Origin of the sequence: Allobrachymonas sp. (assembly GCF_041912815.1) — a bacterium.
Taxonomy (GTDB): domain Bacteria; phylum Pseudomonadota; class Gammaproteobacteria; order Burkholderiales; family Burkholderiaceae_C; genus Brachymonas.
In genome coordinates, this window is sequence record NZ_JAYRLV010000016.1 from 1 (window position 1) to 25679 (window position 25679).

25 protein-coding genes are annotated in these 25679 nt (G+C 64.9%); 7 read left to right on the forward strand and 18 right to left on the reverse strand.

The genetic code is table 11. From position 1 onward, the window contains the following. The 9 genes from ACE3P9_RS10520 to ACE3P9_RS10560 all read right to left on the reverse strand — a co-directional run. On the reverse strand, positions 1-112 hold a 112-nt coding region (locus ACE3P9_RS10520), incomplete at its 3' end, for a GTP-binding protein (RefSeq protein ID WP_038735236.1). Between the two features lie 152 nt (positions 113-264). Then, positions 265-2367, reverse strand: a complete 2103-nt coding sequence (fusA, locus tag ACE3P9_RS10525; protein WP_374494009.1) for an elongation factor G — start codon at positions 2365-2367, stop codon at positions 265-267. An 83-nt stretch (positions 2368-2450) separates the two neighbouring features. Continuing rightward, positions 2451-2921: a 30S ribosomal protein S7 gene (gene rpsG / locus ACE3P9_RS10530; RefSeq protein WP_374494011.1), complete on the reverse strand. Its 471-nt coding sequence runs from the start codon at positions 2919-2921 to the stop codon at positions 2451-2453. Between the two features lie 173 nt (positions 2922-3094). Further along, positions 3095-3472 (reverse strand): 30S ribosomal protein S12, encoded by a 378-nt coding sequence (rpsL, locus tag ACE3P9_RS10535; RefSeq protein ID WP_374494014.1) that lies wholly within the window; start codon positions 3470-3472, stop codon positions 3095-3097. A 252-nt stretch (positions 3473-3724) separates the two neighbouring features. Next, positions 3725-4987 carry a D-alanyl-D-alanine carboxypeptidase family protein gene (locus tag ACE3P9_RS10540; RefSeq protein WP_374494016.1) on the reverse strand — a complete coding sequence of 421 codons (1263 nt, stop codon included), beginning with the start codon at positions 4985-4987 and terminating at the stop codon, positions 3725-3727. A gap of 172 nt (positions 4988-5159) precedes the next feature. Then, a complete protein-coding gene (locus tag ACE3P9_RS10545) occupies positions 5160-5807 on the reverse strand; it encodes an alpha/beta hydrolase (RefSeq protein ID WP_374494018.1) in 648 nt (215 codons plus the stop codon). A gap of 21 nt (positions 5808-5828) precedes the next feature. Continuing rightward, positions 5829-6197, reverse strand: a complete 369-nt coding sequence (locus ACE3P9_RS10550; protein WP_374494019.1) for a ferredoxin — start codon at positions 6195-6197, stop codon at positions 5829-5831. A 79-nt stretch (positions 6198-6276) separates the two neighbouring features. After that, positions 6277-7446, reverse strand: coding sequence for a VanZ family protein (locus ACE3P9_RS10555; protein ID WP_374494021.1), 1170 nt, complete (start codon positions 7444-7446; stop codon positions 6277-6279). 26 nt (positions 7447-7472) lie between these two features. Next, positions 7473-7910, reverse strand: a complete 438-nt coding sequence (locus ACE3P9_RS10560; protein WP_374494023.1) for a CopD family protein — start codon at positions 7908-7910, stop codon at positions 7473-7475. 677 nt (positions 7911-8587) lie between these two features. Here ACE3P9_RS10560 and pncB point away from each other — a divergent pair. Further along, entirely contained in the window at positions 8588-9796 is a 1209-nt protein-coding gene (gene pncB / locus ACE3P9_RS10565) for a nicotinate phosphoribosyltransferase (RefSeq protein WP_374494025.1), read from the forward strand. A gap of 76 nt (positions 9797-9872) precedes the next feature. Here the strand turns inward: pncB and ACE3P9_RS10570 are convergent, their stop codons facing one another. After that, positions 9873-10403 carry a MarR family winged helix-turn-helix transcriptional regulator gene (locus ACE3P9_RS10570; RefSeq protein WP_374494027.1) on the reverse strand — a complete coding sequence of 177 codons (531 nt, stop codon included), beginning with the start codon at positions 10401-10403 and terminating at the stop codon, positions 9873-9875. Positions 10404-10469: 66 nt separating this feature from the next. Here ACE3P9_RS10570 and ACE3P9_RS10575 point away from each other — a divergent pair, with 66 nt between their 5' ends. Then, on the forward strand, positions 10470-11333 hold the full coding sequence (locus ACE3P9_RS10575; protein ID WP_374494029.1) for an EamA family transporter: 864 nt from the start codon (positions 10470-10472) through the stop codon (positions 11331-11333). Positions 11334-11435: 102 nt separating this feature from the next. Here ACE3P9_RS10575 and gap read toward each other — a convergent pair whose 3' ends face one another. Both gap and tkt read right to left on the reverse strand, forming a co-directional pair. Next, positions 11436-12440 carry a type I glyceraldehyde-3-phosphate dehydrogenase gene (gene gap / locus ACE3P9_RS10580; RefSeq protein ID WP_374494031.1) on the reverse strand — a complete coding sequence of 335 codons (1005 nt, stop codon included), beginning with the start codon at positions 12438-12440 and terminating at the stop codon, positions 11436-11438. A gap of 49 nt (positions 12441-12489) precedes the next feature. After that, positions 12490-14541 carry a transketolase gene (gene tkt / locus ACE3P9_RS10585; RefSeq protein ID WP_374494032.1) on the reverse strand — a complete coding sequence of 684 codons (2052 nt, stop codon included), beginning with the start codon at positions 14539-14541 and terminating at the stop codon, positions 12490-12492. A 164-nt stretch (positions 14542-14705) separates the two neighbouring features. Here tkt and ACE3P9_RS10590 point away from each other — a divergent pair, with 164 nt between their 5' ends. The 5 genes from ACE3P9_RS10590 to ACE3P9_RS10610 all read left to right on the forward strand — a co-directional run bounded on the left by ACE3P9_RS10590 (position 14706) and on the right by ACE3P9_RS10610 (position 19544). After that, positions 14706-15020 (forward strand): putative signal transducing protein, encoded by a 315-nt coding sequence (locus ACE3P9_RS10590; protein WP_374494034.1) that lies wholly within the window; start codon positions 14706-14708, stop codon positions 15018-15020. 109 nt (positions 15021-15129) lie between these two features. Beyond that, positions 15130-15864, forward strand: coding sequence for an NDP-sugar synthase (locus tag ACE3P9_RS10595; RefSeq protein ID WP_374494036.1), 735 nt, complete (start codon positions 15130-15132; stop codon positions 15862-15864). Positions 15865-15975: 111 nt separating this feature from the next. Further along, positions 15976-17382 (forward strand): aminopeptidase P N-terminal domain-containing protein, encoded by a 1407-nt coding sequence (locus ACE3P9_RS10600; RefSeq protein WP_374494037.1) that lies wholly within the window; start codon positions 15976-15978, stop codon positions 17380-17382. Positions 17383-17408: 26 nt separating this feature from the next. Then, positions 17409-17981: an MOSC domain-containing protein gene (locus ACE3P9_RS10605; RefSeq protein WP_374494039.1), complete on the forward strand. Its 573-nt coding sequence runs from the start codon at positions 17409-17411 to the stop codon at positions 17979-17981. A gap of 12 nt (positions 17982-17993) precedes the next feature. Beyond that, positions 17994-19544 (forward strand): deoxyribodipyrimidine photo-lyase, encoded by a 1551-nt coding sequence (locus ACE3P9_RS10610; protein WP_374494041.1) that lies wholly within the window; start codon positions 17994-17996, stop codon positions 19542-19544. Positions 19545-19619: 75 nt separating this feature from the next. Here the strand turns inward: ACE3P9_RS10610 and minE are convergent, their stop codons facing one another. From minE to ACE3P9_RS10640, 6 genes are all read right to left on the reverse strand, one after another. Beyond that, positions 19620-19883 (reverse strand): cell division topological specificity factor MinE, encoded by a 264-nt coding sequence (minE, locus tag ACE3P9_RS10615; RefSeq protein ID WP_374494043.1) that lies wholly within the window; start codon positions 19881-19883, stop codon positions 19620-19622. Positions 19884-19886: 3 nt separating this feature from the next. Continuing rightward, on the reverse strand, positions 19887-20702 hold the full coding sequence (gene minD / locus ACE3P9_RS10620) for a septum site-determining protein MinD (RefSeq protein WP_374494046.1): 816 nt from the start codon (positions 20700-20702) through the stop codon (positions 19887-19889). Between the two features lie 75 nt (positions 20703-20777). Next, entirely contained in the window at positions 20778-21581 is an 804-nt protein-coding gene (gene minC / locus ACE3P9_RS10625) for a septum site-determining protein MinC (RefSeq protein WP_374494049.1), read from the reverse strand. Between the two features lie 422 nt (positions 21582-22003). Further along, positions 22004-23311: a hypothetical protein gene (locus ACE3P9_RS10630; RefSeq protein WP_374494051.1), complete on the reverse strand. Its 1308-nt coding sequence runs from the start codon at positions 23309-23311 to the stop codon at positions 22004-22006. Then, entirely contained in the window at positions 23308-24192 is an 885-nt protein-coding gene (locus tag ACE3P9_RS10635) for a hypothetical protein (RefSeq protein WP_374494053.1), read from the reverse strand. The genes ACE3P9_RS10630 and ACE3P9_RS10635 overlap by 4 nt, the downstream gene beginning before the upstream one ends. After that, positions 24189-24812 carry a hypothetical protein gene (locus ACE3P9_RS10640; protein ID WP_374494055.1) on the reverse strand — a complete coding sequence of 208 codons (624 nt, stop codon included), beginning with the start codon at positions 24810-24812 and terminating at the stop codon, positions 24189-24191. The genes ACE3P9_RS10635 and ACE3P9_RS10640 overlap by 4 nt, the downstream gene beginning before the upstream one ends. Positions 24813-25679: the final 867 nt, after the last annotated feature.

Here is a 25679-nt window from a genome sequence, read left to right on the forward strand (position 1 = left end):
CAGACAGCACGGTGGCAATGGCTGCGGTCAGGGTGGTTTTACCGTGGTCCACGTGACCGATGGTGCCGACGTTCACGTGCGGCTTGGTCCGTTCGAATTTTTCCTTGGCCATGATGGCTATCCTTTGAGAAAAAGAGCTGTGCCCGTGAGAGGTTTAATGTCTGCATCCCTGTCACGGTTCCGTCGCCACGGGCAGCGGCGGGTGCAGGGATCGCAGACGAAAAGAGAAGGCGCCATTCCAGCAGGAGCTGGAATGGCAGGAGATCACTTGGCGCGGGCCGCGATGATCGCCTCGGACACGTTCTTGGGTGCCTCGGAGTAGTGCTTGAATTCCATCGTGTAGGTGGCACGACCCTGGGTCATGGAACGCAGCGAGGTGGAGTAGCCGAACATTTCGGACAGCGGCACCTCGGCCTTGATGGACTTGCCACCGCCGACCATGTCATCCATGCCCTGCACCATGCCGCGCTTGGACGACAGGTCGCCCATGACGGTACCGGCATATTCCTCGGGCGTCTCGACTTCCACGGCCATCATCGGCTCGAGGATGACGGGGCCCGCCTTGCGGCAGCCTTCCTTGAAACCGAAGATGGCGGCCATCTTGAACGCCTGTTCGGACGAGTCCACGTCGTGGTACGAACCGAAGGTCAGGTGCACCTTGACGTCGACCACCGGGTAGCCAGCGAGCACGCCTGCGTTGAGGGCTTCCTCGACGCCCTTCTGGACGGCGGGGATGTACTCGCGCGGCACCACGCCACCCTTGATTTCGTCCAGGAACTCGAAGCCCTTGCCGGTTTCGTTGGGTTCGACGGTGAACACGACGTGACCGTACTGGCCCTTACCACCGGACTGACGCACGAACTTGCCTTCGACGTCGGTGACCTTCTTGCGGATGGTTTCGCGGTAAGCCACCTGGGGCTTGCCCACGTTGGCTTCGACGCCGAACTCGCGCTTCATGCGGTCCACGATGATTTCGAGGTGGAGCTCGCCCATGCCGGCGATGATGGTCTGGCCGGATTCCTCGTCGGTACGGACGCGGAAGGACGGATCCTCGGCAGCCAGACGGGACAGGGCGAGGCCCATCTTTTCCTGGTCGGCCTTGGTCTTGGGCTCGACGGCCTGTGCAATCACGGGCTCGGGGAACACCATGCGTTCGAGCACGATCGGGGCTGCGGGATCGCACAGGGTTTCACCGGTGGTGACTTCCTTGAGGCCCACGCAGGCTGCAATGTCGCCGGCCACGATCTCTTCGATCTCGGCGCGGTTGTTGGCGTGCATCTGCACGATACGTCCGATGCGTTCCTTCTTGTCCTTCACGGAGTTGAGCACGGTGTCACCCTTGCTCAGAATGCCGGAATAGACGCGCACGAAGGTGAGCTGGCCGACGAAGGGGTCGGTCATGAGCTTGAATGCGAGCGCAGAGAACTTCTCGTGGTCGTCGGCCTTGCGGGAGGCAGGCTGCTCGTCCTCGTCCGTACCCTGAACCGGAGGAATGTCCACCGGAGAGGGCAGGAAGTCGATCACTGCGTCGAGCATGCGCTGCACGCCCTTGTTCTTGAAGGCGGTACCGCACAGCATCGGCTGGATTTCGGTGGCGATGGTGCGCAGGCGCAGGCCCTGCTTGATCTCGTCCTCGGTGAGGCCGCCCTCTTCGAGGTACTTGTTCATCAGCTCTTCGCTGGCTTCAGCGGCAGCCTCGACCATCTTCTCGCGCCATTCGTTGGCGGAGTCGACCAGTTCGGCGGGGATGTCGGTGTAGTCGAACTTCATGCCCTGGCTGGCCTCGTCCCAGATGATGGCTTTCATCTTGATGAGGTCGACCACGCCCTTGAAGTTGTCTTCGGCACCGATGGGGATCACGATCGGCACGGGATGAGCCAGCAGGCGGGTCTTCATCTGGTCATAGACCTTGAAGAAGTTGGCGCCGGTGCGGTCCATCTTGTTCACGAAGGCAAGGCGGGGCACCTTGTACTTGTTGGCCTGACGCCAGACGGTTTCGGACTGGGGCTGCACGCCACCCACGGCACAGTACACCATGCAGGCGCCGTCGAGCACGCGCATGGAACGTTCCACTTCGATGGTGAAGTCCACGTGCCCAGGGGTGTCGATGATGTTGAAGCGGTGCTCGGGGTAGTTGAGCTCCATGCCCTTCCAGAAGCAGGTGGTGGCCGCGGAAGTGATGGTGATGCCGCGTTCCTGTTCCTGCTCCATCCAGTCCATGGTGGCGGCGCCTTCGTGCACTTCACCGATCTTGTGGTTCACACCGGTGTAGAACAGAATCCGCTCGGTCGTGGTGGTCTTGCCGGCGTCGATGTGCGCCGAGATACCAATGTTGCGGTAACGCTCAATGGGGGTCTTGCGAGCCATGATTTCTCTTTCAGTTAAAAGGCCGAACGCCCGCCAGGGCCGTGGAACAGCTCAGCGGGCGAAGATCCGGCACTGGGGCAGACTCAGAAACGGAAGTGGCTGAATGCCTTGTTGGCTTCGGCCATGCGGTGCACTTCGTCACGCTTCTTCATGGCACCGCCACGGCCTTCGACGGCCTCCAGCATTTCGTTGGCCAGGCGCTGAGCCATGGACTTTTCGCTGCGCTTGCGGGCAGCTTCCTTGATCCAGCGCATGGACAGGGCCAGACGACGCACGGGACGCACTTCGACCGGAACCTGGTAGTTGGCGCCACCCACGCGGCGGGACTTGACCTCGACCATGGGCTTGACGTTGTTGATGGCGGTGGTGAACAGCTCCAGCGCTTCCTTGCCGGACTTCTTCTCCATCTGTTCGAGGGCACCGTAGATGATGCGCTCGGCCACAGCTTTCTTGCCGCCTTCCATGATCACGTTCATGAATTTGGACAGCTCGACGCTGCCGAACTTGGGATCCGGCAGGATTTCACGTTTAGGGACTTCACGACGACGTGGCATTTTGAAAACCTCTTTGCTTCAGTTGGCACCATTTCAGGTACCGCGAGATGCCATGTGGAGCACCCCACTTACTCGACCCATGCGCGGACAAAAGAAAAAAGCGCACTTGCGGGTCACTACGCTTGCACCAGCCTGCCCGGCCAGCGAAGCACCGACGAAGACCGATGCGGAGATCAGGCCTTCTTGGGGCGCTTGGCGCCGTACTTGGAACGGGACTGCTTGCGATCCTTGACGCCTTGCAGGTCGAGCGAACCACGGACGATGTGGTAGCGCACACCAGGCAAATCCTTCACACGGCCGCCGCGCACGAGCACCACGCTGTGCTCCTGCAGGTTGTGGCCTTCGCCGCCGATGTAGGAGATGACTTCGAAGCCGTTGGTCAGACGAACCTTGGCCACCTTACGCATGGCGGAGTTCGGCTTCTTGGGGGTGGTGGTGTACACACGGGTGCACACACCGCGGCGCTGCGGGCAGTTTTCCATCGCAGGGCTCTTGGATTTGATGGTCTCGACCGTGCGCCCCTGACGCACGAGCTGATTGATGGTGGGCACGAAGGCCTCCTTCTGAACGGTGTAATTCCCTAAACGTGAATGAATTACGGGTTGAAGAAACGTGATGTCACTGCGAAGAGCCAAAGGCAACCCCTCGGACGCAATCCGCAGAGCCGGAGAGGATAGCATGCCCCCCTGCAAACCGCAAGCCGTGGCCGGAGTGCAGGAGGTCCTGCGGGCATGAGGCTGTGGCGTGCGCGCGAAAAAAAGGCGACCCGAAGGCCGCCATGGCAGGCACGGATGCGCCCGTCGTCAGGTGGATTTCTTGCCGGAGCCATGGAAGAGCAGCAGCAGGCTGTCCCAGAGCCGACGGAAGAAGCCCGCCTGCGGATCGTCCTGCAGGGCCTGGAGCGCCAGGGTGGAGAGGGTCTGCCCACCGAGCTGCACGCGCAGGGTGCCGACCTGCTGGTCGCGGACAATGGGAGCAATGAGGGGATCGGTGCGCTCGACCTGGGTGGTGAGTTCACGCGCCTTGCCGGCGGGGACGGCCACGGTGATGGGCTGATGACGGCCCAGCCCCACCTCGCTGTGCGCCCCTTTCCAGACCCGGGCCTGTGCCACGGGCTGGTCGGCCCCGAAGAGCTGCACGCCGTCATAGGCGGTATAGCCCCAGTTGAGCAGCTTCTGGGTTTCGTTGGCGCGCGCATTTTCGCTGGCCGTACCGAAGACCACGGCCAGCAGGCGGCGCCCCTGCGGCAGGTTGGGGAAGGCACGGCGCGCGGTGGCCACGAGGTTGTAGCCGGCGGCGTCGGTGTGGCCGGTCTTGAGGCCGTCGACGGTGGGATCGCGGAACAGAAGCAGGTTGCGGTTGTTCTGGTTGGATTCGGGGGTGCCGGGGTAGTGCCACTGCTTGATGGCGTAGTACTTGATGTATTCGGGGAAGTCGGCCATGAGCCGGGTGGCGAGCAGCGCCATGTCACGCGCGGTGGTGATGTGCCCGGGTTCGGTGAGGCCCTCGGGGTTGCGGTAGCCGGTGTGGGTCATGCCCAGGGTGCGGGCGGTGTCGTTCATCTTCTGCACGAAACCCTGCTCGCTGCCGGCAAGGCCTTCGGCGAGGGCCATGGTGGCGTCGTTGCCGGATTGCACGATCATGCCCCTGATGAGGTCTTCGACGCGCACCTGCATCTTGGGGGTGATGAACATGCGGGAGCCAGGCATTTTCCAGGCCTTTTCGCTCACGCCGAAGGTCTGGTCGAGCGTGATGCGGTGCTGCTTGAGGGCATCGAACACCACATACGCCGTCATGAGCTTGGTGAGGGAGGCGGGCTCCATGGGGGTATCCATGTCCTTGGCGGCGAGCACCTGGTTGCCTGCACTCACGTCGAGGAGCAGATAGGCACGGGCAGCCACATCGGGAGGCACGGGGAAACCGGGCAACACAGGCGCCACGGCCGCGGGCGCTGCCACAGGGGCGGGGAGCGGGGCCTTTTTGGCCAGGGCCAGGCCGCCGAAGGTCAGGGCCAGGGTGGCCGTCACGAGGACGAAACGGCTGCGCAGGGAAGAAAGTACAGGCATGGGCAAAACGGAAAAATGCGCGAAGACGCTCGGGGAACACGACGGAAGTGGACCTACTGTACCCCATGACGCCCCACGCACCGGGACGGGAAGCGGCAGCGACTTTGTATCGAATGGTGAAATGTCGGGCCCTGTTCCCCGGAGGGCGCAGGGCGCTGCGCGAACCTCAGCCTCACGCAACGGGCGCAAGAAGATGGCGCATGACGAGCTGCTTGAGCACGGGCAGCTGGCCGTGAAAGAAGTGACCGACACCGGGCACGACAGTGACGGGGAGGGTCTGGGGGCGGGCCCAGTCCATGACATCGGCAAGGGGCACCACGTCGTCCGCCTCGCCATGAATGACACAGGTGCGCGCATGCAGCGCCGCAGGCACCGGGATCACCTCGAAGCGGCTGACGGCCGTGCCCACGAGCACGAGGCGCTCCGGTTCGCGCGGAACCGCCTGCGCCAGAAGTCGTTGCAGGGCCTGGCTGGTGACGAAAGCGCCAAAGGAAAAACCGGCCAGCGCCAGAGGCCCCGCAGGCGCCATCTGGGCTATGACGTGGAGCAGATCCTCGACTTCTCCCCGGCCTTCGTCGTAGCTGCCCGCGCTCTGGCCCACGCCACGGAAGTTGTAGCGCACCGCCGTCCAGCCGGACTGGACGAAGGCCCGCGCCAGGGTCTGCACGACCTTGTTGTCCATGGTGCCGCCGAAGAGCGGGTGGGGATGGGACAGGATGGCGACTCCGCGCCCAGGTGCCGTGCCTGCGGGCCGGTCGCATGCTGCCTGGATCGCGCCTGCGGGGCCCTGCAGGGTCCAGGATTCGGTCTGGGCGTTCATGCGGAGGCAGAGGGAATCGGATCAGCGACCAGCGGTGGGAGGCACCAGCAGGCGCTCGACGACCTGGCCATTCTTGAGGTGGGATTCGACGATCTCGTCGATGTCCTCCTGGTCGACATAGGTGTACCAGACGGCCTCGGGGTAGACCACGGCCACGGGGCCGGCGGAGCAGCGGTCGAGGCAGCCTGCCTTGTTCACGCGCACCTTGCCGGGACCGGCCAGACCCTTCTGCTGAACCTGCTGCTTGCAGTAGGCAAAGGAAGCCTCGGCATTGTGGTCGGCACAGCAGGCCTCGCCGTTGTCGCGGCGATTGATGCAGAAGAAGATATGGCGCTGGAAATAGGATGCAGGCGCCTGCCCGGAAGGAGAGGAAGGGGTGTCGGTATGCATGGGGGCATTGTGTCACAAGCCCCGGGGAAACACGCCTCGCCCACCCCGCCGTGCACAGGCAGCGGCAGCCGAAGGCCCTCTAGAAACGTTCCCGGGTGTCCCAGCCTGCCAGCAGCACCACCAGATAGAGCAGAACGGCATACGGCCAGAGCCAGCCCAGCCATTGGGTGAGCCCGAAAAAGCGCAGCAGATAGGCCGTTGTCAGCCCGTCGGCCACGCCATCGACGTAATAGGCGGACACGGCTGCCTCGTTGAGGGGCTGCAGCATCACCAGCTGGGCCACGAGGGCGATCACCCAGCAGGCACGCCGTGGCAGCCAGAGGCACGCCAGGGCCAGCATGCCCGCTGCTCCCACTCCCTGCCGCACGGGGCCCCACAGCCAGTTCCATGTGAAGTCTGCCCCGTAGGACACACCTGCAGACAGGGCCAGCGCCCCGCATCCGGCCGCGAGCACCAGGGCCGCCGCCAGCAGCCTGCGCCAGCGCGATCCCATGACTCCATAGGCCAACAGACAGGGTACGAACAGGGCAAGGGCCACCACCAGCAGCTCGACCTGCGGCAGCATAGGCTGGCGCTCGATGGCACGCAGCGGCAGCCACTCGATCCAGGGCGTGCCCTGCAGCCATTGGGCCAGCTGGTTCTCGGCGCGCTCCATGACCTGTCCGAGACCGAAGGGGATGGGGGTGGGATACAGCAGCGCGGCCGGCCACAGCACCAGCAGCACCAGCGACCCGCGCGCGTCGGCCGAAAACCACCGCGCCCGGAACTGGCTCCAGCGCCCCAGGAGCCCCGCCCGCTCCAGCAGCACCGACAGCAGGGCACCGACCAGGGTCCCTGCGGTATTGAGCAGCCAGTCGAGATTGGACGCTACCCGCCCGGGCAGCCATACCTGCAGCGTCTCCATGGACAGGGACAGCACGCTGCCGGCCAGCCAGGCCAGCAGCAGCGCCCAGTGCCGCCCCAGCCGCTGTGCATCCCGCTGCATGCCGAGGGTCATGAGGAACCCGAACGGCACATAGCCCACGAGGTTGGTCACCACGTCGAACCCGGTCCAGTACCGCGAGAAAGGCGCGGTCATGAATCCCCACCAGGGCATGCCGGTGCTGCGCCAGCCCGAAAAGGGAAACAGCGAGGCATAGACGATCAGCAGTGCCCAGCTCCCCGCCAGCGGCCAGGCCGAGCTCGGCACGCTGCGGTGCCCCCCTGCGGAAAGGGACGGCGGCGACGGCTGTGCAGAAAACGCGTCCATGCCAGATCCCCAGACAGACGCCCTGCTCAGAAGGGCTTGACCACGACCAGAATGCAGACGGCCGTGAGCACCAGCACGGGCAGCTCGTTGTACCAGCGGTACCAGACATGGCTCCGGGTATTGCGCCCGGCGTCCCAGCGCTGCAGAAGCCTTGCACAGCTGGCGTGGTAGGCCAGGATGACGAGCACCAGCGTGAGCTTGGCATGCATCCAGCCGTTGTGCGGACCGGTGAGCCCAATGCCATAGCCCAGCCAGAGCACCAGCCCCAGCCCGACCGCCGGCACCATCAGCATGTGCGTGAAGCGCATGAGCTTGTGCGCCATGAGCAGAAGGCGTGCGCGCTCGGCATCGGACCCGGGAGGCACCATGGCAAGGTTGACGTAGATGCGCGGCAGATAGAACAGCCCGGCAAACCAGCTGGCCACGAACACGATGTGAAAGGCCTTGACCCAGAGATAGCCCATGATGCGAATGCTCCCGAAAGCGATGCGGCGCGACCTGCCCGCGCCGTGCAGGCAGCGCTCCCGAATCAGCGGCGGGAGCGCGCGTGAAAGAATGCCCCTGCCGGCCATGCCAGCCCCTCGACCTGAGGGTACATGCTGCATGAGAAGCGGCAGATGCCTCAGCGATTGCACCACGAAACCAGCCACCCCGGCCCCGTTGGGGGAAAAAGTTGCCCTGCACACTGGCTCTGCGCACGTTGCGCGGAAGCCGGAGGAATCTGGGAGAGTCGGACAAGAGGCAGGACAAAAAAATGCCCCGGAACGGAGTTCTGGGGCATAAAGTCATTTTGCCAATGGATGAATCAGCAAAATCCCGCCCAGGGAGGAAGGCGGGGAGCGCGATGCTCGGGAGTCACTTTATCAAAATTGGCGACTTCCAATGCATCTTTTGCTTCTGCATAGATTTGTTGCAATACGTTGCAACTTAGGGGGTAACCAGTGCGGTGGCCATCCGAAAAGGGAATGATTTCTCCGTATGAAGGATCTGCCCTGCCGGACGGGGCGTCACGGTGGCATGGAGGGAGATGCCCCTGGCCGGTGAGGTCGTGCAGGACGTGGCATAGTAGGCCCGATCGGAACCCGCTGCGGTGAGGTTTCCGGCCTGTTTCGGCCTTTTTCGGCATGGATTTCTCACTCCCATGATCATCGACAGCCTTCTCGACACCGATCTCTACAAGTTCACCATGATGCAGGCGGTGCTTCACCAGTTTCCGGCGGCCCACGTCGAGTACAAGTTCAAGTGCCGGACTCCGGGCGTGCAGCTGGCGCCGCACATCGAGGAAATCCGAGAGGAGATCCGCCATCTGTGCACGCTGCGTTTCACCGAGGACGAACTGGCCTACATGGCAGGGCTGCGCTTCATCAAGAGCGACTTCGTGGATTTTCTGCGGCTCTTTCAGCTCAATGCACGCTCGGTCACGCTGACTGCGATGGACAACGGGGAGCTCGACATCCGGGTGCGCGGGCCCTGGCTGCACACCATTCTGTTCGAGATTCCGATACTGGCCATCGTGAGCGAGGTGTACTTCCGCCACCTGGCTCCCGGGCTGGGCTGGGACGAGGGGCGTCGCCGGCTCGATGCCAAGCTCGCGCTGCTGCAGGCGCCGGGGCTGAAAGATCTGCACCTGGCCGATTACGGCACGCGCCGCCGCTTCTCGCGCGACTGGCAGCGGGAACTGCTCACGCGCGTGGCGGACCGCATCGGCCGCGGCCCGGCTGCGCAGTTCACCGGCACGAGCAACGTGCTGTTTGCCAAGGAGCTCGACCTCAAGCCCATGGGCACCATGGCGCACGAATATCTGCAGGCCTGTCAGGCGCTGGGGCCGCGCCTGCGCGACACGCAGGTCTTTGCCTTCGAGAAGTGGGCCCAGGAGTACCGGGGGGATCTGGGGATTGCGCTGTCGGATGTGTACGGCATGAACGCCTTCCTGCGGGACTTCGACATGTACTTCTGCAAGCTGTTCGATGGGGCGCGGCACGACAGCGGAGACCCCTTCACCTGGGGCGAGCGCATGATCGCGCACTACGCCGCCAACCGCTGCGATCCGCAGGACAAGCTGCTGATCTTCAGTGACGGGCTGACGATTCCGCGCTGCATCGAGATTTTCGAGCGCTTTCACGGCCGCTGCCAGGTGGCCTTTGGGGTGGGCACCAACCTGACGAACGATGTCGGGCCGGAACCGCTGCAGATCGTGCTGAAGATGACGCGCTGCAACGGGCAGGCCGTGGCCAAGATTTCGGACACGCCCGGCAAGGGCATGTGCGAGGACGCGGGCTACCTGACCTATCTGCGCAAGGTCTTCGAGATTCCCGAGCCAGCCGCGACTTCTGACGACGGCACCGCCTGAGCCAGGGCACCGCAGGACACGGTGCAGGCACTGTCCGGGGGGACCGCTCCTGCCCTGTGTGGGCATGCGGGCGCGCTCACTCTGCCAGAGGTACTGGCGACTCCAGCGTGCGCAGCAGCATGGACAGCGCGTCATCGAGCTCGGACAGCGCCTGAGCAGGCAGACAGGCCAGCAGCTGCCGCTCGTTGTCCACATGCGCCTCTACCGCGCGGTCGATCAGGGCCTGCCCTGCGTCAGTGAGCTGCACCAGCATGCTGCGGGCGTCCTGCGCGTTCGGAATGCGCTCGATCCATCCCTGCATCTCCAGCCGCCGGAGCCTGTGGGTCATGGTGCCGGAAGTCACCATCAGGGTCGAAAACAGCTGGGTCGGACTCAGGCAATAGGGGGCTCCTGCCCGCCGCAGGGCAGCCAGCATGTCGAACTCCCACAGCCGCAGACCGAAGGCGGCCAACCCGGCTTCGAGGCGCGGCTCCAGCAAGGCTGCACAGCGCTTGAGACGGCCCAGAGGGCCCATGGGTGCAGCATCCAGGGAGGGACGCTCGCGTTGCCACTGCTGGAGGATGGCATCGACGGCGTCGGGTGCCCGGACGGTAGAAGGATCGGACATATATCTTGACTTCAAGGTAATTGAACGGCATGCTGGCTTCCATTATCTTCAATTCAAGAAAAGACCATGCCTTCTCCCTGCTCCACGCTCCGCTGGCGCGATGTCCTGCTCACGGCTGCAGCCCCTGCCATCTGGGGCTCCACCTACATCGTCACTACGGAACTGCTGCCTCCCGGCAGGCCCCTGACGGCCGCCCTGCTCCGTACCCTGCCCGCAGGGGTGCTGCTGCTTCTGTATGCCCGCGTCGTCCCGCAGCGCAGGGACTGGTGGCGAATCGCGGTGCTGAGCGCACTCAACATCGGTTTTTTCCAGGCGCTGCTGTTCGTGGCGGCCTATCGGTTGCCCGGAGGGCTGGCTGCCGTGCTGGGGTCCGTGCAGCCGCTGCTGGTCATGGGGCTGACCTGGGCCGTCGATGGACGTGCGCCCCGCCGCATCACGCTCGCGGCGGCAGGCGCGGGGGTGGGCGGCATGGCGCTTCTGCTGCTTTCCCCACAGACTGTGCCCGACCCCATCGGCATCATCGCCGCCCTGCTGGGGGCCATCAGCATGGCGACAGGCATGTGGCTCACGCGGCGCTGGCAGGTGGCCCTGCCCATCGGTGCGCTGACTGGCTGGCAGCTCCTGCTGGGCGGCGCCATGCTGATGCCGGCAGTCCGGCTGTGGGAAGCTCCGCTGCCAGCCGACATGTCTCCTTTGCAGTGGTCGGCCTATGCCTATCTGAGTCTGGTCGGCGCGCTGCTGGCGTATGGGCTCTGGTTTCGGGGCATCACCCGGCTGCCCACGGTGGCTGTGGCGTCCCTGGGGCTGCTGAGTCCGCTGACCGCCGTGGTGCTGGGGTGGGCGCTGCTGGCGCAGTCGGTCTCGGGAATGGCGCTGTGCGGGCTGCTGGCAGTGCTGGGCAGTGTCTGGATCGTCCAGCGAACCACCTGAGTCGTCCCCGGCACACCGTCCCTACGGAAACGGCCCTGTGCAGGGCTTGCACAGGGCCGTGGAGGCTGCCCCGAAGGGCAGCGAGGGCGCGTCGCGGTGCGCTTACTTGGCGCTCACGACCTTGGTCATTTCGAGGCACTTGTTGGAGTAGCCCCATTCGTTGTCGTACCAGCTCACGACCTTGAGGAAGGTGCCGTCGAGCGCGATGCCGGCATCGGCGTCGAAGATGCTGGTGCGGGCATCGCCACGGAAATCGGTGGCCACGACCTTCTCGTCGGTATAGCCCAGGATGCCCTTGAAGGCGCCTTCGCTCTGGGCCTTCATTTCGGCACAGACTTCAGCGTAGGTGGCGGGCTTGTCGAGTTCGACGGTGAGGTCGACCACGGACACGTCGGACGTGGGCACGCGGAAGCTCATGCCGGTGAGCTTGCCCTTGAGGGCCGGCAGCACCACGCCCACGGCCTTGGCAGCGCCGGTGGACGAGGGAATGATGTTTTCCAGGATGCCGCGGCCGCCGCGCCAGTCCTTGTTGGAGGGGCCGTCCACGGTCTTCTGGGTGGCGGTGGCAGCGTGCACGGTGGTCATCAGGCCGCGCTTGATGCCCCACTTGTCGTTGAGGATCTTGGCCACGGGAGACAGGCAGTTGGTGGTGCAGCTGGCGTTGCTGATGATGTCCTGGCCGGCATATTCGGCGGAATTGACGCCGAAGACGAACATGGGGGTGTCGTCCTTGCTGGGAGCGGACATGATGACCTTGCGGGCGCCGGCGGCCAGATGCTTCTGGGCGGTTTCCTTGGTCAAGAACAGGCCGGTGGACTCGATGACCACGTCCACGTCGAGCTCGCCCCACTTGAGGTTGGCCGGATCGCGCTCGGCGGTCAGGCGGATGGCCTTGCCGTTGACGACGAGGTTGCCGCCTTCGACCTTGACATCACCGCTGAAGCGGCCATGGACGCTGTCGTACTTGAGCATGTAGGCCAGGTAATCCGGCTCGAGCAGATCGTTGATGCCGACGATCTGGATGTCGTCGCCGAAGTTTTCCACTGCAGCGCGGAACACGCAGCGACCGATGCGGCCGAAGCCGTTGATGCCTACCTTGATTGCCATTTGTTTTCTCCTGGAGGGATGGAAGAGGAAGAACCGGGGAAACAGAAACTCATGCCTGGGTCAGCACGGACCGGACGGTCTCGGCGACATGCTCGGGCGTGAAGCCGAAATGCGTGAACAGGGCCGCCGCAGGAGCGGACTCGCCATAGGTGTCGATGCCGACGACGGCAGCGCAGCCGTACTTCCACCAGAAGGCGGTGACGCCCATTTCGACGGCCACGCGCGGCAGGCCGGCGGGCAGCACGGATGCCCGATAGGCGGCGTCCTGGCGGTCGAAGGTGGTGGTGCTGGGCATGCTGACGACACGCACGGCCACGCCCTGTTCGGCCAGCAGTGCCTGCGCCTTGAGGGCGAGCTGCACTTCGCTGCCGGTGGCGATGAGCACGGCCTGGGGCGCCTGCCCGTCGAGCGGCTCGGCCAGCACGTAGCCGCCCTTGCGGATGGCGGACAGATCCTGCCTGGCTGCGTAGGGCAGGCCCTGGCGGCTGAGCAGGAGGGCTGTGGGATGGGCACTGCTCTCGATGGCGCTGGTCCAGGCCACGGTGGTCTCGGCCCCGTCACAGGGGCGCCATACGTCCAGGTTGGGGATGAGGCGCAGGCTTGCAGCGTGCTCGATGCTCTGGTGAGTGGGGCCGTCCTCGCCCAGGCCGATGCTGTCGTGGGTGAAGACGTGCACCACGCGCTGCTTCATGAGCGCGGCCATGCGGATGGCGTTGCGCGAGTAGTCGCTGAACGTGAGGAAGGTGCCGCCGTAGGGAATGTAGCCCCCGTGCAGGGTCACGCCGTTCATGATGGCGGCCATGCCGAATTCGCGCACTCCATAGTTGATGTGGAAGCGGGCAGCGGGCGATGCGTCGCCCTGGGCCGGCTCGGCGAGCACCACCTGGCCCTGCGCATCGACGCGCAGCGGCTGGGTGTGCGAGGTGTTGGTGAGGTTGGAGCCGGTGAGGTCGGCGCTGCCGCCGAGCAGCTCGGGCAGTGCGGCGGTAAAGGCTTCGAGCGCGATCTGGCTGGCCTTGCGGCTGGCCACGGTCTCGGCCTTCTGGTCGGCCGCGTGCAGAGCATCGAGAGCGGTCTGGGCAAATCCGGCAGGCAGCTCCCCGCGCATGCGGCGCGTGAACTCGGCAGCAAGCTGCGGATACTGCGCGGCATAGGCGGCAAAGGCGGCATCCCAGGCCGCTTCGGCCTTCTGGCCGGCCTGGCGGGCATCCCAGGCGGCATAGATGGCTGCCGGAATCTCGAACGAGGCGTGGTGCCAGTCCAGCGCATCGCGCACGAGGGCGATTTCGGCGGCACCGAGCGGCTCGCCGTGGGCCTTGGCCGTGTCGGCACGGTTGGGGCTGCCCTTGCCGATGTGGGTGCGGCAGATGACGAGCGTGGGCTTGTCCTGGCTGGTCTTGGCCTGTTCGATGGCGGCGGAGACGGCCTCGGCGTCATGGCCGTCGACCGGGCCGATGACGTTCCACTGGTAGGCGCGGAAGCGGCCGGCCGTGTCGTCGGCAAACCAGGGCTGCACCTTGCCGTCGATGCTGATGCCGTTGTCGTCGTAGAGCGCGATGAGCTTGTTGAGCTTCCAGGCACCGGCCAGGCTGCAGGCTTCGTGGCTGATGCCTTCCATCAGGCAGCCATCGCCCAGGAACACGTAGGTGTGATGGTCGACGATGGCATGGCCGGGACGGTTGAACTCGGCCGCCAGCAGCTTCTCGGCCAGCGCCATGCCCACGGCATTGGTGACGCCCTGCCCCAGCGGGCCGGTAGTGGTCTCGATGCCGGGGGTCACGCCCACTTCGGGGTGGCCCGGGGTCTTACTGCCGAGCTGGCGGAACTTCCGCAGCTCCTCGATCGGCAGGTCGTAGCCGGTCAGGTGCAGCAGCGCATAGATGAGCATGGAGGCATGCCCGTTGGAGAGCACGAAGCGGTCGCGGTTGTGCCAGTGGGGATGGGTGGGGTTGTGACGCAGATGACGCGCCCACAGTGCCACGGCCATATCGGCCATGCCCATGGGAGCGCCCGGATGGCCGGAATTGGCCTGCTGCACGGCGTCCATGGCAAGGGCGCGGATGGCGTTGGCCATGGTGGTGGCCGATACGGTAGAAGTCATGGGCGGGACTCTGGAGGGGGAGGGGAAGGACGCAAAGACTGCTATTTTAGCTGCCTGCCAATTGTTTGTGCAGTGCGGCAGCCGCAGGGGAGCGCCCTACAATGGCTCAGCCCTGCCGGCTGGCGGCGGTGGTGTGCGCTGTTGCTGTCCGAGGAGGTGTTTCCATGCAGATCCTTCACGAGGCGTCCGATGTGCTGCAGGCCCATCTGCTGGCCGACCTGCTCCAGCGGGCCGGTGTGCCTGCCCATGTGCAGGGCGACTATCTGCAGGGAGCCGCGGGCCTGCTGCCCGTGAGCGGGCTGGTGCAGGTGGTGACGCAGGACGATGCACCTTCCGTGCGGGCCCTGGCCCGCGAGGTGATCGCGCAATGGGAGGCGCAGGCCTTCCGCCTGACCGAGGAGGGTGACGACTGCGACGCCGATGCCCTCCCCGTCCCGACACCGGGAGCAGGCCGGCAGACCGGCACACCTCCTGAGTGAGGCCGCCCTTTCCGATGGATGGCCTTTCCGGGTCCTGTTCATTTCCCTCTGTTTTCGTCGACCGATGCCTGACGCCGATTCCTGCTCCTCCTCTTCCCGTTCCGCAGCCATGCTGCTGGCTGCCGGCCGCGGCAAGCGCATGCGCCCGCTCACCGACTACACGCCCAAGCCCCTGCTGCACGTACAGGGCCGCCCGCTGCTCGAATGGCCGCTGGCAGCCCTGGCGCGACAGGGCTGCACCGAGGTGCTCATCAATACCGGCTGGCTCGGAGCGCAGATTCCCGCCCGGCTGGGCCGGCAGTGGCGGGCAGATGCCACCCTGCCTGTCACCACCCTGCACTACTCGGAAGAAGAAGCCGACTTCGGCCATGCGCTGGAGACCGCCGGCGGCATCGTGCGCGTCCTGCCGCGGCTGCAGGACATCTTCTGGCTGGCCGCTGGGGATGTGTATGCCCCGGACTTCGTGTTCGACCGCGCCGCCATGGCCCGCTTTGCCGCCAGCGACGCGCTGGCGCATCTGTGGCTCGTGCCCAATCCGCCCCACCATCCCGAAGGCGATTTCGCCCTGGCGCCCGATGGCCAGCTGCACGCCACCCCCCACCCCGACAGCCCCCTGCCCCGCTATACCTACAGCACCATCGGCCTGTTCCGCGCCGCCCTGTTCACCGCTCCGTACTGCACACTGCTCCCCGGCAACCCGCAGGGCACCGAGGCCCCGCTGGCCCCTGTCCTGCGCGCCGCCATGGCCGACGGCCGCATCACGGGCGAGCTCCACACGGGCCGCTGGACCGATGTGGGCACCCCGGAACGGCTGGCCGCGCTCAATGTGCAGGTGTCTGGCTGACCCTCTGTGTTTCCTCTCCTGAGTCTCATGCCATGCAGGGCGCCCGTTCTGGGGATGCTCGCATTTCCCCGCCTGCCGTGGTCTGATTCCCATTTCCGATAAGGTTGCCCCATGACCTCCTCTCTCCCCCTCCTCTATGCTGCGCGCCGCGAACGGCTGGCGGCCGCCCTGGGTCCACGTGCCGTGGCGGTCGTGCCCACGGCACCCGAGCAGACCCGCAACCGCGACGGCGAATTTCCCTATCGCCACGACAGCTACTTCTACTACCTCACCGGATTCACCGAGCCTGGAGCGACGCTGGTGGTGCGCACCGATGCGGCCGGAGGCGTGCACAGCACGCTGTTCTGTCGCGCCAAGGATGAAGCACGCGAGATCTGGACCGGCTACCGCCTCGGCCCGGCAGCGGCACCTGCCGCGCTGGGTGTGGAAGCGGCCCTGCCGGCCGATGCGCTCGACAGCGAGCTGCCCACCCTGCTCGACGGGGCCGAGGTGGTGGCCTACCCGTTCGCCACCCATGCGGGGCTGGAATCGCAGGTGGCAGGGTGGCTCGATACGCTGCGCGCCCGGGTGCGCCAGGGGGCTGTGGTGCCTGTGCGCCTGCAGGATGCCTGTGCCGTGCTCGACGAGATGCGCCTCGTCAAGGACACGCACGAGCTCGCCATCATGCGCCGGGCCGCCGCCATCAGCGCCAGTGCCCATGTGCGCACCATGCAGCGCTGTGCCGCCCTGCTGCGCCGGGGCGAGGATGTGCGCGAGTACACGCTCGATGCCGAGCTGGCCCACGAATTCCGCCGCCATGGATCGCAGTTCCCGGCATACACCAGCATCGTCGCCGCCGGCTCCAATGCCTGCGTGCTGCACTATGCGGCAGGCAGCACCCCGGTCCGTGCGGGCGAGCTGGTGCTCATCGATGCCGGCTGCGAGCTCGACGGCTATGCCAGCGACATCACCCGCACCTTTCCGGCCGACGGCCGCTTCACCGGTCCGCAGCGGGCGGTGTACGACCTGGTGCTGGCTTCGCAGCAGGCGGCCGTGGCCGCCATTCGGCCCGGAGCCCGCTTCGACGATGCCCACGAGGCCACGGTGGCCGTCCTTGCGCAGGGCCTGCTCGACCTGAAGCTGCTCGACGCCAACCGCGTGGGCACCGCCGAGGACGTGATCGCCACACGCGCCTACCAGCGCTTCTACATGCACCGCACCGGCCACTGGCTCGGCATGGATGTGCACGACTGCGGCAGCTACGTGGAACCCGCCGAGGCGGACCGCGTGCAGGTACGCACCGACCCGCTCACGGGCCACACCGTGCGTGAACGTCCCAGCCGCATCCTGCAGCCCGGCATGGTCACCACGGTGGAGCCTGGGCTCTACATCCGTCCCGGCGACGATGTGCCCGAGGCCTACTGGCACATCGGCATCCGCATCGAGGACGATGCCGTGGTCACCCCCGCGGGCTGCGAACTCATCACGCGCGACGTGCCGGTCGATGCCGATGCCATCGAGGCACTCATGCGCGGCTGATGCCTCATTCCCCGGAGATTCCCTGCATGATCACCCTCCTGAGCGTCAACACGGCCCCGGTCGGCCGCCTGCACATCCAGGGGCGCAGCGTGGCCAGCGCCATCGGCAAACAGCCACGCACCGGCCGCGTGGCCGTGCATGCCCTGGGGCTGGCCCACGACGAGCAGGCCGACCCCCAATGGCACGGCGGACTGCGCAAGGCCATCTATGCCTATCCCCACGCGCACTATGCGTGGTGGCAGGCACAGCGCCATGCCCATGCCGTGGACCTGTTCGACCAGCCACTGCCTCCGGGCTTCATGGGCGAGAACCTCACCCTGGACGGCCTGCTGGAAGCAGACGTGTACGTGGGCGACACCCTGCACTTTCCCGACTGCAGCCTGCGCGTGACCGAACCCCGCCAGCCCTGCTTCAAGTTCGTGCACATCATGGGCTATGCCCAGGCGGCACGCGACATGGTGACACAGGGCTGCTGCGGCTGGTATCTGGAAGTGGTCCGGCCCGGCAGCATCGAGGCAGGTGCATCCGCCACCCTTGTGCCCGGCCCCCGACAAACCCCCATTACCCAGCTGCTGCGCCGCCGACGCAGCGACGACTGAAGCCCCCACCCCATGTTCGCTGCACGCTCCCCCCTGCCGCCCTCCGCGCCCCCTGCCTCCACCGCAGATGCCCCTGTGCTGGACACGGGCCTCGTCTGGTTCCGGCGTGACCTGCGCGCAGAGGACCACTCCGCCCTGTCCCACGCACTGCAGCAGTGTCGCCAGGTGCATGCCGTGTTCGTGTTCGACCCTGCCCTGCTCGACCCCCTGCCGCGCCGGGACCGCCGCGTCGAATTCATCGTCGAGAGCCTGCGCCAGCTCGATGCCGCGCTGCGCGACCTGGCCCTCGCCACCGGATCGGCTGCCGGCTCCGCGGCCGGGCTCATCGTGCTGCAGGGCGACCCCACGGTGCAGGTGCCCGCCCTCGCGCAGCAGCTGGGAGCGCAGGCGGTCTATGCCAATGAGGATTACGAACCCGCCACCCGTGCCCGCGATGCAGCCGTGCAGCAGGCACTGGCCGCCGAGGGCATCACGCTGCGACTCCACCAGGATCACGTGCTCACCGCACCGGACGAGCTGCGCACCGGCACGCGCATGCCCTACACCGTCTTCACGCCCTACTACCGCAAGTGGCTCACGCGGCTCGATGCCCGGCATCTGGCGGTCCGCCCGGTAGCCCCCCATGCCGCAGCCCTGGCCGCCCGGCCCGCTGTCCATGCGCGTGCGGTGCCGACGCTTGCGGACATCGGCTTCGAGCCCACCGACCTCTCGCAACTCCCGCTGCCCGCAGGCGTGCAGGGGGCACAGACGATGTGGCAGGACTTTCTGGCCCGCATGGCGCACTACGACACCTGGCGGGACTTTCCGGCCCGGCGGGGGCCCAGCTATCTGGGGGTGCATCTGCGCTTTGGCACACTCTCGATCCGCGAAGTCGCCCGCGCCGCCTGGGCTCTGCAGCAGCAGGGACAGGCCGGAGCCACCAAGTGGCTTGCCGAGCTGTGCTGGCGCGACTTCTACAGCCAGGTACTGTGGCACCACCCCGAAGTGGTCGACCAGGCGCTGCGCCCACGCATGCGGGCCCTGCGCTGGGAAGACGGCGCCATGGGCGATGCGCGGTTTGCCGCCTGGTGCGAGGCCCGTACCGGCATTCCCATCGTGGATGCCGCCATGCGCCAGCTCCATGCCAGCGGCTACATGCACAACCGCCTGCGCATGATCGCGGGGAGTTTTCTGGTCAAGCACCTGGGCGTGGACTGGCGGCGCGGCGAAGCCCACTTTGCCCTGCACCTCAACGACTTCGACCTCGCCAGCAACAACGGCGGCTGGCAATGGGTTGCCGGCACCGGCTGCGACGCCCAGCCCTGGTTCCGCATCTTCAATCCCGTCAGCCAGAGCCGACGCTTCGACCCGGAAGGCGCCTTCATCCGCCGCTACGTGCCCGAACTGGCCGCCCTGCCTCCCGATGCGCTGCACGCCCCGTGGCTGGCACAGCCTGCCACGCTGGCGGCTGCAGGCATCCGGCTGGGCCACGACTATCCGCTCCCCGTGATCGATCTGGACACCGGCCGGCGCGCCGCCCTGGCCCGGCTCGATGCCCTGCCTGACGGGGACAGCTCTCCGTAACCCTCTGCCGCATCTGCGTCGCCCGTGCAGTGCCGGCAGGCGGCGCCGGACAGGCGGGTGCCGCGCAATGCGGCCTCAGCGGGACTCGGGCAGCTCGATCTTGACCTCCAGCACCTCGAGGTTGTCCTGACGGTCGAGCTGAACCTTGAGATCGTCGGGGCTGATCTGCACGTACTTGGAGATCACCGCCACCAGCTCGCGCTGCAGGGCCGGGAGGTAATCGGGCTGGGCGGCACTGCGCCCGCTGCGCTCGTGGGCGAGAATGATCTGCAGGCGTTCCTTGGCAACGCTGGCCGTCTTCTTTTTCTCGCCGAGCAGGAAGGAAAGCAGGGATGCCATGGCTTACTTGCCTCCAAAAAGACGCTTGAAGAAGCCGGGCTTCTCGGCATCGACGAAGCGCATGGGACGTTCCTCGCCCAGAAAGCGATCCACCACGTCGCTGTAGGCCTCGGCCACCGCCGTGCCCTTGGCATGGATCACGGGAATGCCCTGATTGGACTGCTGCAGCACCACTTCCGACTCGGGAATCACCCCGATGAGCGGAATGCGCAGAATGTCCTGAATGTCCTCCAGCGAAAGCATGTGCCCGTCGGCCACGCGGTTGGGGTTGTAGCGCGTGATGAGCAGATGCTCCCGGACCGGCTCGGCGCCTTCGAGGGCGCGGCGGGTCTTGCTGCTGAGCATGCCCAGAATGCGGTCGGAGTCGCGCACGCTGGAGACTTCGGGGTTGGTCACCACCAGGGCCTCGTCGGCAAAGTGCATGGCCATGAGCGCCCCGGTCTCGATGCCGGCGGGCGAATCGCACACGATGTACTCGAATCCCATGCCGTCGAGATCCTTGAGCACCTGGCCCACCCCCTCCTGCGTGAGGGCGTCCTTGTCACGCGTCTGGCTGGCAGCCAGCACGTAGAGGTTGTCGCACTGCTTGTCCTTGATGAGCGCCTGGTTGAGGTTGGCCTCTCCGTGGATGACGTTGATGAGGTCATACACCACGCGGCGCTCGCATCCCATGATGAGGTCGAGGTTGCGCAGGCCGACGTCAAAGTCGATCACGACGGTCTTGTGCCCGCGCAGGGCGAGTCCGGTGGCGAAACTGGCACTGGTGGTGGTCTTGCCCACGCCTCCCTTGCCGGAGGTCACGACGACGATCTTGGCCATGATGTGCTGGGGTCCTGTGTATTGGGGGTTGCTGAAGAAAGGAGAAAACGCCTGGGGCCATCCGGTGGGGGGCCCTCAGGCGAGGGGTTCGATGAGCAGCTTCTCGCCGTCGAGCCGCACCTGGGCCGGCTTGCCGGTCAGGTCATTGGGCAGGTCGTTCTCGGACGTGCGGTAGATGCCCGCAATGGAAACGAGCTGGGGTTCGAGACAGGTCGAGAAGATGCGGGCAGAGGTATTGCCCCGCGCACCGGCAATGGCACGGCCGCGCAGGGGTGCATAGACGTGGATGTTGCCGTCGGCGATCACCTCGGCCCCGAAGCTCACCATGTCCATGACCACCAGATCCGCGCCGCGCGCATAGACCTGCTGGCCCGAGCGCAGCGGCTTGTCGATGACCACCGTGGGAGCGCCTCCGGCTGCCGGGGGCTGCACCTCATGGCGCACCTCGACCGCCGGAACGGCCTGCGCCGCACGGGACTTGCGCTCGCGGCGCGGGGGTCTGTCGGCGCCGGAAGCAGGAGCGGCGGCAGCCGGGCGGGCCGGGAGTTCGTCGGGCACGGGCGCCAGACCCGCCGCCTGGGCGGCCTGCATCTGGGCAGAAGACCCCCCACGCACAGCCACGGGCAGGGTGCCATGGGCACGCAGCAGCGCCACCAGGCGGGCAAAATCGGGCACCCCCTCTTCCGCCCTGACCTGGTCGAGGTCGATGAGCAGGGCATCCTGATCGAAGAAGCCGCGATCCTCGTCGAGACGGGCAGACAGATCCGCCTCGATGGCCGACATGTCGGTGGTCTTGAGCACCAGCGCCACCACGGTGAGAAAGGCGCTCTTGAATTCGAGGCTTGCGCCCTGGGCTTGCGCCGCCGTTTCGTCTGTCATGTCTGGAAGCGGAAAGGACAGGCCCGGCGTGATCGGAACCACGCGGACCCGGGTTCCACGAAAAAATATATGTTCAGGTTCAAAGTGTACCTGTGCGGCACGGAATGCAGGCCGTTCGCAGCCCGTGGGCAAGGCCCCTCCGGCGCCGTTCGGGGCATTGTGCAACTGTTTCTTACAAAAATGTCATACAAAAGTGCCCTCATGCGGGTTTTCGATGCGCTTCGCTGACCCTTTCGCACAACAGCTCCCTGCCCCCGGAACCGGCCCCCTGTGCGGCGCACGCCCTTGCCCCAGAGGCATCCGGCCCTTCGCTGTGCACGCCAGGCCTCCGCATGGAGCAGCGCATGTCTCGGGTACACATCCGCCGCCGTACGGCGCTTCCAGACCAGCCGCCACGCCTCTCACGCTCGCAAGGAGGATGTTCAGGAAAAAACCGGACCATTGGCCATGTGCCCCTGACCCTGCACCGGTTCCTGCATGTGGCGAGCAGCCTGAAAGCCCTGTCCCAGCGCCAGACTCTCGGCTACGGGTGTCTGCACGGCCACTGCCACATTCACCGTGGCGTTGCTGGTGTAGGGATTGCGTGCTGCCTTCGCAGGATCGTCTGCCACAAAGAAAGCCTGTCCCTTGCCCTGATGCACGTAGCACTCCAGCTCGGTGAGCCCCGCCACATCGAGCCCCATGCGCTGGGACTGGGCCAAGCAAGCCGCCGCAATGCGCGTGCGCTCCAGCTCGCTGTAGCCCCCCAGAGTCGGCTCTTGCTGCACACGGTCGTGGAAGGCCGCGATCTTCGGGTTGCCGTGCTGCACCAACAGGGCCGCTTCCGGCAGGAGCCGGTCCCGACCGGGGCCTGCCTGCGCCAGCAGCTCGGTGTCTGCGCCCATTTCCGCCTGGGCCAGCAGGCGCCCGATGGTGCCGCGGTGCAGGGTCACGTCATGGCGATAGTGCGCGATCATTTCCGCATGGTCATGTGCCCGCTGCAGATTCTGTGCATTGAGGACGGAGGCATGTGGCCTGCCCTGCTCGTCGTGGGTGAGAAAGTTGGCAATCCCATGATCCGCCTGAGTCAGTGGAAGGGCTGTCTGCCATCCTGCGGTATACAGGGACTGGTTGCTGCGTGTCCGATAGCCGGCCTGCTGCATCGTGGCCACGTCATTTTCGGTGGCGTAGATGCGCACCTGCCCATAGTGCGGGCTGGCCGCGCTGACGGCATCCCCTGCCAGCACATGGTTGATGACTGCAGTACCCCCTTCGGGAATATGCAGGTCCAGACCTGCTGCCCCGTAGGGGTTGAAGGTTTCGCCGTGCAGCTTGAACTTGTGCGCCGTGATTTCTGCCAGCGTGCCGCCCAGGGAGTGGCCGGTCACGGTGACGGGGGGAAGCCTTGGATCGTTATGCGCTCGCTCAATGGCATGCTGCGTCAGCCGAATCGCATCGTCGACCTGCTGATTGTGGTGATGCCGCACCATATCGGCATCGGTGATGGCATCCTGGAGGTCCTTCTTGGGAGATTCTGTTCCCCGGTGGGCCACCACGATCTCGCCCGTATCCTTTCTCTGGTAAATGGTGCCCTGATAGCCAGTCCGGGGATTATTTGCATGCTCAAGAATCTTGTAGTCCACCCCCTTGTAAGTCACTTCTTCCTCATGATTGGGTGGTCGAACACCCACCTTTATATCGTCATAGGCATGAAAAGAAAGTTCAGCATATTGATCTGTAGAAATGTTCATGACCGTACCTCGTGGGCGGTAGCGGTGATGGTGAAGAGGTTGTCACGCATCTTTGGCTGAATTTCTCCAACATTTTTACTTCCATCGGTAGAAAATGAATCCAATGAGCCCATGTCAGCAAGCTTTGGATAATGTCCCTTCCAGTAATACCTTTTCACAGGCTGGCCGCTGGCCAGCTCCTTTGCATCGATACTTCCGTTGAAACCAGTTTCTTTATCTGCCCCAGTAGCGCTCAAACTGAAGCTGATCGCCACAAAATCCCATTCACACGGAGGCTTCCCAGTCCAATAGGACTCATCGACCAAGAGGTCCGTTGCAAAATATCCACGATACTGAGTATCGGATATTTTTTTAAGGGGAAACTCCACAAATGCGCTTGGTATGGATGCCGCTCCTATCGGGAATCCATGAACCGGAGCACAGGCAGAACTCTTGGCGGTCATACTGATGGAAGCATAAGAACCATTGAAAGCGCCGGGTGCCTCATCTGTCTGAATAATGAGCTCATACACATGCCTGGGATGGGGGTTGCGGTGCGCATAGACGGGTCCATCACCCTTGAACGCAATCACAGGAACATCGGCGGACGCCGCAGCCATTTTGGTCATAGGATTTTGCATATGGCACGCAGAAAGAGAGAAGGTGGTAAGAAGGGCCGCAATTTCGAGCGCGATACGTCGAAGCGGAGGATGGCGGTGCAGCCATGACAGGGAAAGGGGTTCCCGGTCGGCTGTGCGGGGGGTGCTGGCATGGTCAAGGATTTTGGAAGTTATCCCCTTGAGCGTCACTTGATCTTCTTTTCCATGAGGACGAACGCCGACCCCTATATCATTGTAGGAATGATCTGAAAGCTCGGCATATTGATCTGTAGAGATGCTCATGACCGTACCTCGCGGATGGTAGCGGTGATGCTGAAGAGGTGGTTTCTATTCTCCGGACTGAATTGTTCTGGCGACTGATGGCCGAGGTCTGCATATCCCTTTAAATCACCTATTTCTGGATGTTTTGGATAGATGCTTTTCCTGTAATACCGTCTCACAGGCCGACCGCTGGCCAGTTCTTTGGCATCCAAGCTGCCGCTGAAACCTGTCTCGCCCTCTGCACCTGTAGCAGAGAATCCAAACCCTACTGCAACAAATTCCCATTCACAGGCTGGCCGTCCTTCCCAGAAAACTTCATCCACCAGGGGGTCGGTCGCAAATGTGCCTCGATATTCTGTATCGGATATTCGTGTGAGCGAAAATGGGACCACTCCATCCGGAGCCATGATGGTTCCGGCCGGGAAACCATGGGGTACCCCGCAAGCTGGATTTTTTCCCTGCATGCTGACCGATGCGCCAAAGCTGGAAAACGGACCCGGTGCGTCATCAATCCTGATGGTTATCTCATAGACATGTTGCGGATGCTTTTTGCGGTGCCCGTACACAGGGCCGTCACCTGAAAAGACATTGAGCAGAATATCCGATGGTGTGCCCCCATTGGGGGTGATGGAGTTTTGCATATGGCACGCAGAAAGAGAGAAGATGGAAAGAAGGGCTGCACTTCCGCGGACCATGTGCCGAAAGAGCGGATGGCGGTGCAGGCGCGTCAGAGGGGGAGAGGGGGGTCTCAATGGGGGCTCCTGTCCGGTGGGGAGATGTGCATCTGGGTAAGGCTGGCGGGGTGTTTTCTGCCGACAAAGGGTGCTCGGGTCTGGGAGGGCTGCGATCGGGAGGGGGCGGTTCGGGATGCCCTGTTCCGTGCCCTCCGGGAAGACGTGGCAGGAGGAACGCCTGACAGGCACAGTTCCCGTACGAAGCGCACGGCGCTTTCTGGATGCACTGGCGCAGGCATGGCACGATCTATCGTAGCAATGAATTCTCACTCATTACAACTTTGAATTTAATACCGACCGTACCCCATGGGGATGGTGTCCACAGCTCCCAGTGGATTGCTGCTTCCGGCGGGGATATGTCTCCGGGTGGTGCCGGATGCTGCCGGTGTGCTGCGCACAGACTGCTTCCTGGCACAGTGCAGGGGATGCCGGGCATTCAAAATGCATCACAGCGTTCTGCCGCTCCGTGGCAGGGCTGCCCCGTGCGGGGTGGGCAGGGCCGTGTCTGATGCGGGAATCGAAAAATTGCAACGCGCATGCACAGCCAGGAGGCAAATATTCCTGACGGTGCCAGAATGCGCGGGTGGCGTGCTGCCGCATGCGCCTGGAGCATGCCGTCCCGACACGGTGGGAGGCGGTCAGAGGGATCTGTATGATTTCTGCCGTGTGGTGGTGCCGCTCGAGGCGGCCGTGCCCAGGGGACGCCTCCATGCCGATACCCTCTCCTTTCATGGGCATCGCCCCGCTTTCTTTCATGCCGCTTTTTTCTTTTGT

Coding starts and splice junctions, on each gene's coding strand:
- fusA (WP_374494009.1), bottom strand. CDS start 2,367: ATGGCTCGCAAGACCCCCATTGAGCGTTACCGCAACATTGGTATCTCG.
- rpsG (WP_374494011.1), bottom strand. CDS start 2,921: ATGCCACGTCGTCGTGAAGTCCCTAAACGTGAAATCCTGCCGGATCCC.
- ACE3P9_RS10540 (WP_374494016.1), bottom strand. CDS start 4,987: ATGCCTGTACTTTCTTCCCTGCGCAGCCGTTTCGTCCTCGTGACGGCC.
- ACE3P9_RS10545 (WP_374494018.1), bottom strand. CDS start 5,807: ATGAACGCCCAGACCGAATCCTGGACCCTGCAGGGCCCCGCAGGCGCG.
- ACE3P9_RS10550 (WP_374494019.1), bottom strand. CDS start 6,197: ATGCATACCGACACCCCTTCCTCTCCTTCCGGGCAGGCGCCTGCATCC.
- ACE3P9_RS10555 (WP_374494021.1), bottom strand. CDS start 7,446: ATGGACGCGTTTTCTGCACAGCCGTCGCCGCCGTCCCTTTCCGCAGGG.
- ACE3P9_RS10560 (WP_374494023.1), bottom strand. CDS start 7,910: ATGGGCTATCTCTGGGTCAAGGCCTTTCACATCGTGTTCGTGGCCAGC.
- pncB (WP_374494025.1), top strand. CDS start 8,588: ATGATCATCGACAGCCTTCTCGACACCGATCTCTACAAGTTCACCATG.
- ACE3P9_RS10570 (WP_374494027.1), bottom strand. CDS start 10,403: ATGTCCGATCCTTCTACCGTCCGGGCACCCGACGCCGTCGATGCCATC.
- ACE3P9_RS10575 (WP_374494029.1), top strand. CDS start 10,470: ATGCCTTCTCCCTGCTCCACGCTCCGCTGGCGCGATGTCCTGCTCACG.
- gap (WP_374494031.1), bottom strand. CDS start 12,440: ATGGCAATCAAGGTAGGCATCAACGGCTTCGGCCGCATCGGTCGCTGC.
- tkt (WP_374494032.1), bottom strand. CDS start 14,541: ATGACTTCTACCGTATCGGCCACCACCATGGCCAACGCCATCCGCGCC.
- ACE3P9_RS10590 (WP_374494034.1), top strand. CDS start 14,706: ATGCAGATCCTTCACGAGGCGTCCGATGTGCTGCAGGCCCATCTGCTG.
- ACE3P9_RS10595 (WP_374494036.1), top strand. CDS start 15,130: ATGCTGCTGGCTGCCGGCCGCGGCAAGCGCATGCGCCCGCTCACCGAC.
- ACE3P9_RS10600 (WP_374494037.1), top strand. CDS start 15,976: ATGACCTCCTCTCTCCCCCTCCTCTATGCTGCGCGCCGCGAACGGCTG.
- ACE3P9_RS10605 (WP_374494039.1), top strand. CDS start 17,409: ATGATCACCCTCCTGAGCGTCAACACGGCCCCGGTCGGCCGCCTGCAC.
- ACE3P9_RS10610 (WP_374494041.1), top strand. CDS start 17,994: ATGTTCGCTGCACGCTCCCCCCTGCCGCCCTCCGCGCCCCCTGCCTCC.
- minE (WP_374494043.1), bottom strand. CDS start 19,883: ATGGCATCCCTGCTTTCCTTCCTGCTCGGCGAGAAAAAGAAGACGGCC.
- minD (WP_374494046.1), bottom strand. CDS start 20,702: ATGGCCAAGATCGTCGTCGTGACCTCCGGCAAGGGAGGCGTGGGCAAG.
- minC (WP_374494049.1), bottom strand. CDS start 21,581: ATGACAGACGAAACGGCGGCGCAAGCCCAGGGCGCAAGCCTCGAATTC.
- ACE3P9_RS10630 (WP_374494051.1), bottom strand. CDS start 23,311: ATGAACATTTCTACAGATCAATATGCTGAACTTTCTTTTCATGCCTAT.
- ACE3P9_RS10635 (WP_374494053.1), bottom strand. CDS start 24,192: ATGAGCATCTCTACAGATCAATATGCCGAGCTTTCAGATCATTCCTAC.
- ACE3P9_RS10640 (WP_374494055.1), bottom strand. CDS start 24,812: ATGCAAAACTCCATCACCCCCAATGGGGGCACACCATCGGATATTCTG.